The sequence below is a fragment of the Pseudomonas sp. Irchel s3h9 genome, assembly GCF_900187475.1.
Taxonomy (GTDB): Bacteria; Pseudomonadota; Gammaproteobacteria; order Pseudomonadales; family Pseudomonadaceae; genus Aquipseudomonas; species Aquipseudomonas neuropathica.
In genome coordinates, this window is sequence record NZ_FYDH01000004.1 from 159,516 (window position 1) to 173,005 (window position 13,490).

The following is a 13,490-nucleotide window of genomic DNA, read 5'->3' on the forward strand; positions in this document are numbered from 1 at the left end:
TTGGAAATTACCTGCTTATTCTTCGCTGGTGTGCACTTTGCGGTGCAGGATCGCCTGGAATTCATCGGCGAAGGTGTAGTAGCGGCCCAGCAAGGTTTCGCTGCGAGCGGCGAAACGGTTGTAAGCGATTACCGCAGGGATCGCGGCGAACAGACCGATCGCGGTGGCGATCAGGGCTTCGGCGATACCCGGGGCCACGGTGGCCAGGGTCGCTTGCTGGGCGCTGGCCAGACCGCGGAAGGAGTTCATGATGCCCCAAACGGTACCAAACAGACCGATGTACGGGCTGACCGAACCGACAGTGGCAAGGAACGGCAAGCTCTGCTCCAGCTTCTCTTCTTCGCGGGAGATGGCTACGCGCATGGCACGGGCCACGCCTTCCATGACCGCTTCAGGGTCGACACCTGGCTGCTGACGCAGACGGGAGAACTCTTTGAAGCCAGCGCGGAAGATCTGCTCGACGCCCGAATCCGGGTCAGGGTTGCTACCCGCCTGACGGTACAGTTTGGACAGATCGATACCCGACCAGAAGCGCTCTTCGAAGCTCTCCAGGGCGCGTCGACCGGCGCGCAGCAGATTGCTGCGCTGAAAGATCATGATCCATGAGGTCACCGATGCGGCCACCAGGGTCAACATTACCAACTGCACCACGATGCTGGCATTGCTGACCAGGCTCCACATGGAGGAATGGTCGACGACGTTAGCTTCCACGCTTTATCTCCTGCTTTGAGTGTGTACCCGGGCCGACCGCGTCGGCGAAGGCCGCACGCAAGTCTTCGGGAAGGGCCCGGGGTTTCAAACTGTTAGTGCGCACACAGGCCACCAAAAACTGCCCTTCACAGAGCAGCACATTATCCGTCGCCCGCCTGACCTGCTGTTTGAAGCGCAGGCTGACCCGGTTCAATTCGATTACATCAGCGCTTACCAGCAGTTCGTCGTCCAGTCGCGCCGGCGCGTGATAGCGCGCTTCGCTGGAGTGCACGACAAACAACAGGTCCTCCCCTGCCAGCTGCGATTGGGCAAAGCCCAGCTCGCGAAGCCGCTCGGTTCGAGCCCGTTCCATAAACTTGAGGTAATTAACGTAATACACGATGCCGCCCGCATCGGTGTCCTCGTAATAAACGCGACAACGATGTGCGAACGACTCAAGCCCGTTTTGCGCGCGCATACTCTAGTGCTTACTCCTCAGGTTGCCAATCCGGCCAGGCAACTGTTTTTCATGGTTTCAGGGCTTTACCGCAAAAGTACCGTCCTATGACCGTACAAACCCTGAATAAATCGACAAAAAATGTGTATCAATCGTCCACGGCATCGAGAAACTCGTCTGCCACGGGCATTTCACCCATTCGTGACGGGATGTTTAAACCAAAGTGCAGGTACGCATGGCGCGTCACCACCCTGCCCCGTGGAGTGCGCATGATGTAACCCTGCTGGATCAGATACGGCTCCAGCACATCTTCAATCGTGTGGCGTTCCTCGCTGATTGCAGCGGCGAGGCTGTCGATACCGACGGGGCCGCCATCGAACTTCTCGATCATGGTCAGCAGCAGACGCCGGTCCTGATGATCGAAACCGTGTTCGTCGACATCCAGCAGGTTCAGCGCCAGGTCCGCCACCGCTTTGGTGATATGGCCCTTGGCACGCACTTCGGCGAAGTCGCGCACACGGCGCAGTAGACGGTTGGCGATCCGCGGCGTGCCCCGGGCGCGGCGCGCGATTTCGAACGAGCCTTCCGGATCCAGCGGCAGACCGAGGATGGCTGCGGAACGGCTGACAATCGTCGCCAGATCAGCCGTGCTGTAGAACTCCAGACGCTGGACGATACCGAAGCGGTCACGCAACGGGTTAGTCAGCATGCCGGCGCGAGTCGTCGCGCCGACCAGCGTGAATGGCGGCAGATCGAGCTTGATCGAACGCGCTGCCGGCCCTTCGCCAATCATGATGTCGAGTTGAAAGTCCTCCATCGCTGGATACAGCACTTCTTCAACGATCGGCGACAGGCGATGGATTTCGTCGATGAACAACACATCGTGCGGCTCAAGATTGGTCAGCAACGCCGCCAGATCACCCGGACGTTCAAGCACCGGCCCGGAAGTGCTCTTGATCGATACGCCCATTTCCTGAGCGATGATGTTGGCCAGCGTGGTCTTGCCCAGACCCGGCGGGCCGAAGATCAGCGTATGGTCGAGGGATTCGCTTCGGCCACGGGCGGCCTGGATGAACAGCTCCATCTGCTCGCGCACGGTCGGCTGGCCGATGTAGTCGGCCAGGCTGACCGGGCGAATGGCCCGGTCCTGGACTTCTTCGCGCTCGCGCGGGCTGTGCGCGGCGGTGATCAGACGATCAGCTTCAATCACTTAAATCATTCCCTTCAGGGCGCGGCGGATCAGGTCTTCACTGCTCAAATTCTTGTCCTTGATGGCGGTAATCGCCTTGCTCGCTTCCTGCGGCTTGTAGCCCAGGGAAATCAGCGCACTGACCGCATCGTTCTCGGCGGTGTTAACCGGCGCCGGGCCATCCGGCTGGTTCGGCACGAGCGCGAACATGGCTGGCGTAGTTTCCCAGGCCTTGAAGCGATCCTTGAGTTCGACCAGCAGACGCTCAGCGGTTTTCTTGCCGACACCCGGCACCTTGGTCAACGCCGAGGTGTCCTGAGACTGCACGCAGCGGATCAACTCGTCGACTTCCAGACTCGACATCAAGGCCAGGGCCAATTTTGGCCCGACACCATTGAGACGGATCAACTCGCGAAAAAAGTCTCGCTCACGCTTGCCGGCAAAACCATAGAGTAATTGCGCGTCTTCGCGTACGACCAAATGCGTGTGCAAGGTCAGCGGTTCACCGACCGACGGCAGGCGATAAAGCGTGGTCATGGGCACTTCCAGCTCATACCCGAGGCCGTTTACATCCAGAATCAGGTGCGGCGGCTGTTTTTCAGCCAGGGTGCCGCGCAAGCGTCCAATCACGTTTCAGATCCTTGAGCGTTGGCCAGCCGTGGGCTGGCGACTGTCGAAAGGCGGATTTCGGGCCGACGACCCAGGCGCAAAAACCGGCTTTCAGGAAAATTGATGCTGATGCTATCAGAGACGCAGGCGCCCGCCACGACTGCGTGCCGTTCCCAGGCCGTGCGGCAGCAGACTGGAACGTGTGTGCGCGTGGCAAATGGCAATGGCCAGAGCGTCAGAGGCATCGATTTGCGGTTTGCTGGTGAGTTTGAGCATGTGCATGACCATCATCTGCACCTGCTCTTTATTGGCGGCGCCGGTGCCGACAACGGCTTGCTTGACCTGCGTGGCCGTATATTCGGCGATCTCCAGGCACTCTTCCGCACCGGCGACGATCGCTGCACCGCGCGCCTGCCCCAGCTTCAGCGCCGAGTCGGCGTTTTTCGCCATAAACACCTTTTCGATGCCCATGGTCACCGGTCCGTAGGTCTGGATGATCTCGCGCACGCCGCGATAGACGATTTGCAGGCGTTCGTGCAGCTCGCCCGCACCAGTGCGGATGCAGCCGGATGCCACATAGATACAGCCGCCACGCCCGGTATCGCGAACAATCCCGTAACCGGTGATGCGCGAACCGGGGTCGATACCAAGAATTAAAGTCATAACGCCTGCAGATTCGGTAAAAGCACGATTTTCAAATCAACCCATAACAAATGTGGGAGCGAGCCTGCTCGCGAAGGCGGTTTCATCATCAGCAACGATGTTGCCTGAAAATCCGCCTTCGCGAGCAGGCTCGCTCCCACATTGAATCGTAGCCGCTCTTAACCGAGCTGAGCGGCCACGTCTTCCGGAATATCCGCGTTGGAATAAACGTTCTGCACGTCATCCAGATCCTCTAGCATGTCGATCAGCTTCAGCACCTTTTCCGCGCCTTCCAGATCCAGTTCGGCGCTAGTGGTCGGCTGCATGACGATTTCCGCGTCATCGCCCTTGAATCCAGCGGCTTCCAGCGCGTTACGCACGGCATAGAAACTGGTGAACGAGGTGAACACATCGATCGAGCCGTCTTCGTGGCTGACCACGTCATCGGCATCGGCTTCCAGCGCCGCTTCGGTCAGTGCGTCCTCATCAACGCCCGGCGCGAAGCTGATCTGGCCTTTGCGCTCGAACAAGTAAGCTACCGAACCGTCGGTGCCGAGGTTACCACCGCACTTGCTGAACGCATGGCGCACAGCAGCAGCAGTACGGTTGCGGTTGTCGGTCATGCACTCGACCATCACCGCCACGCCGCCCGGGCCGTAACCTTCATAGGTCAGCTCTTCAACGTTATCCGCTTCGGTGGCACCAGCGCCGCGCGCCACGGCACGGTCGATGATGTCGCGGCTCATGTTCGCGCTCAGCGCCTTGTCCAGGGCCAGACGCAGACGCGGGTTGGAACCCGGATCACCGCCGCCCTGACGGGCTGCAACGGTCAACTCGCGGATCCACTTGGTGAAGATTTTGCCTCTCTTGGCATCCTGACGTTCTTTGCGGTGCTTGATGTTCGCCCACTTGGAATGACCTGCCATAACTCGCTCCGAATTCTCTTTGAAACGTTGCCCGCCCTGCTCATGCAGCGGCCAGCAAACAAAAAAATCTCGACCTGCTCTTTATAGAAAGAAAAAAGGCGCATCCGAAGATGCGCCTTCAGGCCCGTCTTACTCAGCCTTTGGCGTTTCGCGCAAACGAATGTGCAGCTCGCGCAGTGCCTTGGCATCCACCACACCCGGCGCTTGCGTCATGACGTCGGCAGCACTCTGGGTTTTCGGGAAGGCGATCACTTCACGGATCGACTGGGCGCCGGTCATCAGCATCACCAGACGGTCCAGACCGAAGGCCAGACCACCGTGCGGCGGAGCACCGTACTTCAGCGCGTCGAGCAGGAAGCCGAATTTCTCTTCCTGTTCTGCTTCATTGATACCCAGCAGACGGAACACCGCCTGCTGCATTTCCTTGCGGTGGATACGGATCGAACCGCCACCCAGCTCGGTGCCGTTCAATACCATGTCGTAGGCGCGGGACAGAGCGCCAGCCGGGTTGGCTTCCAGCTCTTCAGGAGAGCATTTCGGCGCGGTGAACGGGTGGTGCAACGCGGAGAAGCTGCCGTCGTCGTTTTCTTCGAACATCGGGAAGTCGACGACCCACATTGGCGCCCACTCGCAGGTCAGCAGCTTGAGGTCGTGACCGAGCTTGATGCGCAGTGCGCCCAGAGCTTCGCTGACGATCTTGGCCTTGTCGGCGCCGAAGAACACGATGTCGCCATCGACTGCGCCAACGCGATCGAGGATCACGTTGAGCTTGTCTTCAGGGATGTTTTTCACGATCGGCGATTGCAGACCGTCAACACCGGCAGCGCGCTCGTTGACCTTGATGTACGCCAGGCCCTTGGCACCGTAGATGCCGACGAACTTGGTGTAATCGTCGATCTGCTTGCGTGGCATGCTCGCCCCGCCTGGAACGCGCAGTGCGGCGATACGGCATTTCGGATCGTTAGCCGGGCCGCTGAACACCTTGAATTCAACTTCTTTCAGTTGATCGGCAACGTCGACCAGTTCCAGCGGGTTACGCAGGTCTGGCTTGTCGGAACCGTAGCGGCGCATGGCTTCTTCGAAAGTCATGTGCGGGAAATCGCCGAATTCCAGACCCAGCACTTCCTTGAACAGGTTGCGGATCATTTCTTCAGTCAGGCCCATGATCTCTTTTTCATCGAGGAAGCTGGTCTCGATGTCGATCTGGGTGAATTCAGGCTGACGGTCAGCACGCAGGTCTTCGTCGCGGAAGCACTTGGCGATCTGGTAGTAACGGTCGAAACCGGCAACCATCAGCAGTTGCTTGAACAGCTGTGGCGATTGCGGCAGGGCGAAGAACGAACCAGCGTGGGTACGGCTTGGCACCAGATAGTCACGCGCACCTTCAGGGGTGGCACGGGTCAGGATCGGCGTTTCAACGTCGAGGAAGCCGTTCTCGTCGAGGAAGCGACGGATGCTGGTGGTCATGCGCGAGCGCAGACGCAGCTTCTCGGCCATTTCCGGACGACGCAGGTCGAGGAAGCGATAACGCAGACGGGTTTCTTCACCAACGTCGGAGAACTCGTTCAGCGGGAACGGCGGAGTTTCCGACTCGTTCAGCACTTCCAGTTCATAACCCAGCACTTCGATCATGCCCGACGCCATGTTGGCGTTGGTCGCACCGGCCGGACGCAGACGCACCTTGCCGGTGATCTTCACGACGTACTCGCTGCGCACGCGATCGGCAGCGGCGAAGCTCTCGGCGCGATCCGGATCGAATACCACCTGGGCCAGACCGTCACGATCACGGATATCGAGGAAAATCACCCCGCCGTGGTCGCGGCGACGGTGAACCCATCCGCAAAGGGTAATTTCCTGGCCTTCCAGGCTTTCGTTCAGTTGGCCGCAATAGTGGCTGCGCATCATGATAATGGTTCGCTTCTCGTCATTCGATATTCGGTGGAGATCCCGTTGCTTTCAAAGCAATGCGGAAACTCACGCGTGTCGTTCAACCTGGGGTTGAACCCTAGTCAGATTTGTCGCCACCGGCCAGATTCTTCTTGGTCCCGGTCTTGAAATCGGTTTCGTACCAACCGCTGCCGCTGAGGCGAAAGCCTGGCATGGACAGCTGTTTCTTGAGCTCTGGCGCCTGGCAGGCAGGGCAGTCGACCAGCGGTGCATCGCTGATCTTTTGAATGGCTTCCAACTGATGACCACAGGAAGCACATTGGTAATCGTACATCGGCATGGGGGTGTCTCGGCGATCAGATTGCCACCGCGCGCAGGGCTTTGCGGCGAAAGAGCGGGATTATATCGATTAAATGCGGCCTGTGCAGCCGTAAGACTGCACAGGCCGAGACCTCGTTTGCAACCGCCGTTTCAGAGCGATTCGGCAGCTGCTGCCTGCTTGACGCCGTTCATGACGCACACCACCCGCACCAGCGCGCTGAAATTTCTCACCCCGCCGTGACGCAGATGCACTTCGCGGTCGACGTGGGACAACAGCGAGCTGATCGAACAGCAGTTATCTGCGGCCATGTTGCCGAGGATGTTCCAGTAGACCCGCTCCAGCCGCAGACAGGTCGCATAACCGTTCAGACGCACGGATCGTGACGATGGCTGAACCAGTGCCATGTCGAACTCGCTGATGAACGGATCAACTTTCAACTCATGGGGCAAGCCGACAATCCTGTCGCCTCGCCTGTCTCCCTCTGCCATATCAGTGACACTCCTTTGCCATCTCTGCTTGTTTGAAAAGTCACATCCTGTGGCTTTCATAAAAGCGCAGACACAAAGTTATAGCCAGACGACTTATTGACCGACTCCGTAGGATAAGCCAACGACACAGGTAGGATTGCGGACAGCGCACGAGCCCCGCTGGCGGGCCCGCGCGCTAGGGGGATTACGCTTCCAGCAGCGAGCGCAGCATCCACGCCGTTTTTTCGTGAACCTGCATGCGCTGGGTCAGCAGGTCTGCGGTCGGTTCATCGCTGACCTTGTCGAGCAGCGGGAAGATGCCACGGGCCGTGCGGGTCACGGCTTCCTGACCATCGACCAATTGTTTGATCATGTCCTCGGCACTCGGCACACCCACCTCTTCCTTGATAGAAGAAAGGCGCGCGTACGTGGCATAGGCGCCAGGCGCCGGAAAGCCCAATGCGCGAATACGCTCGGCGATCGAGTCCACGGCCAGCGCCAGCTCGTTGTATTGCTCTTCGAACATCAAGTGCAGCGTACGAAACATCGGGCCGGTGACGTTCCAGTGGAAGTTGTGGGTTTTCAGATACAGCACGTAGGTGTCCGACAGCAGACGCGACAAGCCTTCGACGATGGATTTGCGATCTTCTTCACTGATACCGATATCGATTGCCATGTTTACCCCCTAACGGCGATTGAATTCATCCAACAGGTGCAGACCCACTCTAGCAAGGCTGTCGACACCCCGCAGCCCCGATCAGGTGCCCACACTGCGACAAATCGACCGAGGCGATGCCGCTGGCCGGGCTGATTTGAGTAGCCGCAGGCTTTGCTGTTAAATAGGCAGTGTGTCGCCATGCCCCATTTTTCGGGGCGTGGCGCATAGGCTGATGCCGTGAACGTGTCCACCGCCTCTTATTTTGTTCCGAAGCGAACCGTGCGCCTTCAGCTCTTCCTTGTGAGCCGTCATAAACGTGAGCCAATCAAAATGTTGAAAATCGTCCACCTGCTAATGGGCGCAGCGGCTTTGCTGCTGTCGTTCATACCCAGCTTGAAATCCGAAGCCGTTCCCTACCTGCAACAACCCGATGCACTTTACCTGGCCTTTTTCGGCCTGCTGAACCTGGTGATTGCCCCAGTGATTCCTTACTGGAACAAAGGCCCTCGTCAGCATCTGCAAAACCTGGTCAGCGCGCTGCTGGTACTGACCGTCGTCCTGCAAACCTTGACCCTGATCGCCCCGATGCCCGTCATCGCCGGTCAGCCAGCCGTGCTGTTCACTCTGGTGATCGCGCTGGTTGCCGTGGTTCTGCACCTGGCCGTCAGCTTCTATCGTTCTTCACCGGCTGCTGCTCCAACCAGCTATGACATGACCAATCGTGATACCGGTACCGTCAAGTGGTTCAACACCTCCAAAGGCTTCGGCTTTATCTCCCGGGATTCCGGCGATGATATCTTCGTGCACTTTCGCGCGATCCGTGGCGAAGGTCACCGCGTCCTGGTCGAAGGCCAGCGCGTGGAGTTCTCGGTAATGAACCGGGACAAGGGCCTGCAAGCCGAGGACGTGATCGCCGCGCTGCCGCGACGCTGATCCAGGCATAAAAAAACCGCGAGCAGCGTGCTGTTCGCGGTTTTTTTACGCCTGATGAAAAGTGCCTGCCTCAGTCCTGCCTCAGTAATGTGGCGGTGGCGCCTCATCCTCGAAGGACTCGAACTGGCCGACCATCTCCTCCTGACGCTTGAGCAGCGCCGCCATCTGCAATTGCAGGCGCTCGACCACGCGCTGCTGCGCCACCAGCACGTCGTTCAACGACTGAATGGTGTCATCCTGAAACGCCAGACGGCTTTCCAGATCGGTAACACGTTCTTCCAGATTCATGACTCAGCCCTCCACAAAGGTGAAATGCTCGGTCAACACCAGTCGCAATCGTTCGCGAATGGCAGCGACCTGCTCGGTACTGTAAGGCTTGGCCGGGTGTTTGCCCCAGACCGGCGCCGGCCAGGCTGCGTCGTCACGTTTGCGCACAATCACATGCATGTGCATCTGACTGACAACGTTACCCAAGGTCGCGACGTTCATTTTGTCGGCATCGAACAGATCCTTGAGCAGCTCAGCCAGCGCGGTGGTTTCCTGCCAAAACTGCTGTTGATCGGCGACATCCAACTGAAACAACTCACTGATATCGTCCCGACGAGGCACCAGAATGAACCAAGGGTAGTTGGCATCATTGGACAGCAGCAGTCGGCAGAGAGGGAAATCACCGATGGTCAGCGTGTCCTGTTGAAGTCGTGAATCTAAAGCAAACACTGCGCGCACTCCCGGCTGATCATTATTCAGCTTAGCGGCCATCCCGATGGACAGCGCACCAAGCGACAGGACGGCAGCATACCTGCGAATGCGCCAGCCTTCACGACGACGGTGAACCCCGTCGCTCTGCCAACGCCCCGAGATGTGACATTTGCGAGCGCGACGCACCAGCACGGAACCAACATCGACGTTCAGCACAAAAAAATGACCAGAATCAGCAGAGACGTGCAGCGTCATGCCCCTGCAAGCTGTATGAATTCAGAACAGCTGCAAATTTTTTTGCACCAAAACCGCACAGTGCGTCTACGCTCACTGCGTCGGGCATCCGCCAAATACTCACTGGCGGGGTGAACCGGTAACGTTTTTGGATGTCACGCGCGTTTCTCGGCGTGACAACACCATAGGAGGAATGGCGTCAAGCAATGAAAAAATCAGGCTTGAAGCCCAGCTTTCACGAGGTTTTCACAAACGCAGGCGGGTGTTCAGAAAAATAACCGCAGCGAAATTGCGGTTTGTGCACGCTTGTTGCATTCGTACCCATATGGACTATAAGCGCACCACTGGAAGTGGATGCCTTAAGCCCCATAAGAACAGTGGCAGGGTTGCCCGATGGAGATTCAAGTGTTTTGCCAGGGACTCTTTTTTACCGATGCAAAAAGGCCCATAAACAGCGAGAAAGTTGTCAGTCCGGCTGCGTCGGTACTGTGAATTTGCGACATCCACCACGTCATTTGCGACACCGTCGTAAAGAAGCTGAAAGGTTGGAATAGCAAGTATCGCCAACATTGTCGGCGTGATATAAGTTTGCGCCGACACAAAAAGAAAGAGCCGCCCAGATAATAAAACAGGTGGGACGGCAGTACTCTTCTAAAACCAAAGGAGCAAATCACGATGCGCGTGATGAAGTGGAGCATGATCGCACTGGCAGTTGCTGCAGCCGCCAGTACTCAAGTGGCTACAGCCGCCCCGTTTGTAAGTGACCAGTCTGAAGCCAAAGGTTTTGTTGAAGACGCGAAACTCACCGAGACGTTGAAGAACTACTACTTCAACCGCGACAACAAGAACGGCGGCCATGACCAGAAAGACTGGACTCAGGGTTTCCTGGGCAACTTCACCTCCGGGTACACCCAAGGTACCGTTGGTGTTGGTATTGATGCATTCGGTTACCTGGCCTTGAAACTCGATGGCGGTGACGGTACTTCCGGTTCGGGCAACATGAGCCGTAGCGATACCATCAAAGCCAACGGTTACGCCCGCGACGTCAATGACAGTCAAGGTAAAGCCGGCGCAGCCATCAAGTTCCGCGTATCCAAAACCGAGTTGAAAGTCGGCGATATGCAGCCAAGCACTGCACCAGTGTTCGCTGTTGGCGGTTCCCGCATCCTTCCGCAAACTGCCAGTGGCTTCCAGCTACAAAGCAGCGAAGTCAAAGACCTTGACCTCGAAGCCGGTCACTTCTACTCGGCCACCAGCCAGGACAAAAACGCCCGTGATGGCGAGTTGTGGGCCACTTACGCCGGCGTCAAAGCTGACTCCATCGACTACTTCGGCGGTAAGTACGGTATCACTGACAATCTGTCCGCTTCGCTGTATGGCGCCAAGCTGGAAGATATCTGGAACCAGTACTACGCCAACCTGAACTACACCATCCCGATGGGTGGCGATCAGTCGTTGAACCTGGACGGTAACATCTACCGCACCACCGACACCGGTCGTGCTGAAGCAGGCGAGATCAGCAACACTGCGTTCTCCCTTGCTGCTGCGTTCTCGTTCCTGAAAGCTCACACCTTCACCCTCGCCTTCCAGAAGGTCAACGGTGACACTCCGTTTGACTACATCGGTGTCGGCGGCCACGGTCCTTCGAACCGCGGTGGTGACTCGATCTTCCTCGCCAACTCCATCCAGTACTCTGACTTCAACGGTCCTGGCGAGAAATCCGTTCAAGCCCGCTACGACCTGAAAATGGCCGAGTATGGCGTTCCTGGCCTGAGTTTCATGGTCCGTTACGTCAATGGCTGGAACATCGACGGCACCAACACTCCGACCGTCAGCTCTTATACCGGCGCTTACGGCGAAGATGGCAAACACCACGAAACCAACTTCGAAGCCAAGTATGTTGTTCAATCTGGCCCTGCTAAAGACCTATCCTTCCGCATTCGTCAAGCCTGGCACACTGCCAACGCTGACGAAGGCGAAGGCGACGTCAAAGAGTTCCGCCTGATCACCGAATACCCACTGAACATCTTGTAATCGTCAGTGGTTAGTTTGGAAGCATAAAAAAAGGCCCATCTTGCGATGGGCCTTTTTTATTGCCTGTCACTTGCAATAGTTGCCTGACCGACAAGTCAGGCAATTAATTAGCAACCTATCATTGTGTTGCCGATTCCTGTACCACACGAATCACACGCTGTGGAAACGGAATATCAATACCGGCCGTCTTCAAACGATCACGCGACTGTTCGTTAAACATGAACATTACGTCCCAGTAATCTGCAGTTTTAACCCACACACGCAGGGAAACAGTGATCGAACTGTCGCCCAATGTCGAAATCACGGCCTGAGGTGCAGGATCCTGCAACACACGCTCATCCTTGGCCAGATCCAGCAGCACCTGACGGGCCTTCTGCAGATCGGCTTCGTAATCAACGCCTACATCAAATACGACCTTGCGAGTCGGCTGACGGTTGGTGTTAGTAATGATGCCGTTCGACAGGTTGCCGTTTGGCACGATGATGGTTTTGTTGTCGCCAGTACGCAGCACGGTGTGGAAAATCTGGATGCTGTCGACCGTACCCGATACGCCTTGCGCTTCGATCCAGTCACCGATACGGAACGGACGGAACAGCAGAATCAGCACGCCACCGGCGAAGTTCGCCAGACTGCCCTGCAACGCCAAGCCGATTGCCAGACCGGCAGCACCGATCGCAGCAACGAAGGAGGTAGTTTCAACGCCGATCATCGAAGCGACGCTGACAATCAGCAGCACTTTGAGAATGATGTTCGCCAGGCTGCTGATAAAGCCTTGCAGCGCCAGATCGGCATTACGCAGGGCCAGCAGACCACCGAGTTTCTGCGTGACCTTGTTGATCAGCCACCAGCCGATGGCCAGCGTGATCACTGCCAGCAGCACGCGGCTGCCGTATTCCATGATCATCGGAATCCACGCCTGGGACGCCTTGACCAGGTTGTCCACCTCAGCATTCAAATCCATGTTCTATCTCCTGATTTCCGGCCATTCGGCACGCGAAAAATAAGCGGCAGAAAACCGCCGGGTGTACAAAAAACAATGTGGGAGCGAGCCTGCTCGCGAAGGCGCCGTGTCATTCAGCAATGAGTTGACTGACACACCGCCTTCGCGAGCAGGCTCGCTCCCACAGATCATCTGACCGAGCTTAGTCGCGGAAGTTGTTGAACTGCAGTGGCATGCCGAATTCCTTGGCCCGCAGCGCCGCGATGGCCTCTTGCAGGTCATCACGCTTCTTGCCGGTCACGCGTACTTGCTCGCCCTGAATGGCCGCCTGCACTTTGAGCTTGGCATCCTTGATGTGGCCGACGATTTTCTTCGCCAGTTCCTTGTCGATACCTTCCTTGAGCACGGCGTCCTGCTTCATCAGCTTGCCCGATGCGTAGGCGTCTTTGACTTCAAGGCACTGCACATCGATCTTGCGCTTGACCAGCGCCAGCTTGAGGATTTCGATCATTGCTTCCAGCTGGAACCCGGCTTCAGCAGTCAGGCTGACGGTGAGGTCCTTTTCCTTGAACTCGAAGCTGCCTTTGCCTTTCAGGTCATAACGACGATCGAGTTCCTTCACGGCGTTCTCGACCGCGTTGGTGAGTTCGTGTTTGTCCAGTTCGGATACCACGTCGAACGACGGCATGTAATCTCTCCAATAAAAAGGCGCGCTCGATGTGGATGGAGCGCGCTTGGCTTGCGGTTAAAATCGGGCTCATTATAACGGGTCTTTTCCCACCGACACGGCGAGCCGCACATGC

At 57.4% G+C, this 13,490-nt stretch carries 16 protein-coding genes; 2 read left to right on the plus strand and 14 right to left on the minus strand.

The window, feature by feature from the left end; translation table 11 throughout:
* Positions 1 to 15 precede the first annotated feature (15 nt).
* The 10 genes from tolQ to CKW26_RS08305 all read right to left on the minus strand — a co-directional run bounded on the left by tolQ (position 16) and on the right by CKW26_RS08305 (position 7,865).
* Complete coding sequence (gene tolQ, locus CKW26_RS08260) at positions 16 to 711, minus strand: protein TolQ (RefSeq protein ID WP_008080223.1); 696 nt, start codon at positions 709 to 711, stop codon at positions 16 to 18.
* Positions 701 to 1,168: a tol-pal system-associated acyl-CoA thioesterase gene (gene ybgC, locus CKW26_RS08265; RefSeq protein WP_095048214.1), complete on the minus strand. Its 468-nt coding sequence runs from the start codon at positions 1,166 to 1,168 to the stop codon at positions 701 to 703. Before ybgC ends, tolQ begins: the two co-directional genes overlap by 11 nt.
* Before the next feature lie 127 nt (positions 1,169 to 1,295).
* Positions 1,296 to 2,357 carry a Holliday junction branch migration DNA helicase RuvB gene (gene ruvB, locus CKW26_RS08270; protein ID WP_007912736.1) on the minus strand — a complete coding sequence of 354 codons (1,062 nt, stop codon included), beginning with the start codon at positions 2,355 to 2,357 and terminating at the stop codon, positions 1,296 to 1,298.
* On the minus strand, positions 2,358 to 2,966 hold the full coding sequence (gene ruvA, locus CKW26_RS08275; RefSeq protein ID WP_034153418.1) for a Holliday junction branch migration protein RuvA: 609 nt from the start codon (positions 2,964 to 2,966) through the stop codon (positions 2,358 to 2,360). It abuts the gene before it with no gap.
* 114 nt (positions 2,967 to 3,080) lie between these two features.
* The gene (gene ruvC / locus CKW26_RS08280) at positions 3,081 to 3,608 is read right to left on the minus strand and encodes a crossover junction endodeoxyribonuclease RuvC (RefSeq protein WP_007962095.1); all 528 of its coding nucleotides are present in this window, start codon (positions 3,606 to 3,608) and stop codon (positions 3,081 to 3,083) included.
* 158 nt (positions 3,609 to 3,766) lie between these two features.
* Entirely contained in the window at positions 3,767 to 4,513 is a 747-nt protein-coding gene (locus CKW26_RS08285) for a YebC/PmpR family DNA-binding transcriptional regulator (RefSeq protein WP_007912738.1), read from the minus strand.
* Positions 4,514 to 4,642: 129 nt separating this feature from the next.
* A complete protein-coding gene (gene aspS, locus CKW26_RS08290; RefSeq protein ID WP_093430490.1) occupies positions 4,643 to 6,418 on the minus strand; it encodes an aspartate--tRNA ligase in 1,776 nt (591 codons plus the stop codon).
* Between the two features lie 100 nt (positions 6,419 to 6,518).
* Complete coding sequence (locus tag CKW26_RS08295) at positions 6,519 to 6,740, minus strand: FmdB family zinc ribbon protein (RefSeq protein ID WP_093430491.1); 222 nt, start codon at positions 6,738 to 6,740, stop codon at positions 6,519 to 6,521.
* A 131-nt stretch (positions 6,741 to 6,871) separates the two neighbouring features.
* Positions 6,872 to 7,210 (minus strand): ribbon-helix-helix domain-containing protein, encoded by a 339-nt coding sequence (locus CKW26_RS08300; RefSeq protein WP_095048215.1) that lies wholly within the window; start codon positions 7,208 to 7,210, stop codon positions 6,872 to 6,874.
* 184 nt (positions 7,211 to 7,394) lie between these two features.
* Complete coding sequence (locus CKW26_RS08305; protein WP_038366640.1) at positions 7,395 to 7,865, minus strand: Dps family protein; 471 nt, start codon at positions 7,863 to 7,865, stop codon at positions 7,395 to 7,397.
* 312 nt (positions 7,866 to 8,177) lie between these two features.
* Between CKW26_RS08305 and CKW26_RS30370 the strand changes: the two genes are divergently transcribed.
* Positions 8,178 to 8,780, plus strand: coding sequence for a cold-shock protein (locus CKW26_RS30370; RefSeq protein WP_008080216.1), 603 nt, complete (start codon positions 8,178 to 8,180; stop codon positions 8,778 to 8,780).
* Between the two features lie 81 nt (positions 8,781 to 8,861).
* On the opposite strand, the gene CKW26_RS08315 is transcribed toward CKW26_RS30370, so the two are convergent.
* A complete protein-coding gene (locus CKW26_RS08315; protein ID WP_093430493.1) occupies positions 8,862 to 9,068 on the minus strand; it encodes a SlyX family protein in 207 nt (68 codons plus the stop codon).
* A 3-nt stretch (positions 9,069 to 9,071) separates the two neighbouring features.
* Positions 9,072 to 9,497: an HIT domain-containing protein gene (locus CKW26_RS08320; protein WP_077574284.1), complete on the minus strand. Its 426-nt coding sequence runs from the start codon at positions 9,495 to 9,497 to the stop codon at positions 9,072 to 9,074.
* Positions 9,498 to 10,388: 891 nt separating this feature from the next.
* On the opposite strand from CKW26_RS08320, the gene CKW26_RS08325 reads away from it, so the two are divergent.
* Positions 10,389 to 11,747 (plus strand): OprD family porin, encoded by a 1,359-nt coding sequence (locus CKW26_RS08325; RefSeq protein WP_095048216.1) that lies wholly within the window; start codon positions 10,389 to 10,391, stop codon positions 11,745 to 11,747.
* Positions 11,748 to 11,865: 118 nt separating this feature from the next.
* Here CKW26_RS08325 and CKW26_RS08330 read toward each other — a convergent pair whose 3' ends face one another.
* Positions 11,866 to 12,708: a mechanosensitive ion channel family protein gene (locus CKW26_RS08330; RefSeq protein WP_034153426.1), complete on the minus strand. Its 843-nt coding sequence runs from the start codon at positions 12,706 to 12,708 to the stop codon at positions 11,866 to 11,868.
* Positions 12,709 to 12,889: 181 nt separating this feature from the next.
* On the minus strand, positions 12,890 to 13,375 hold the full coding sequence (locus CKW26_RS08335; protein WP_007912755.1) for a YajQ family cyclic di-GMP-binding protein: 486 nt from the start codon (positions 13,373 to 13,375) through the stop codon (positions 12,890 to 12,892).
* Positions 13,376 to 13,490 lie beyond the last annotated feature (115 nt).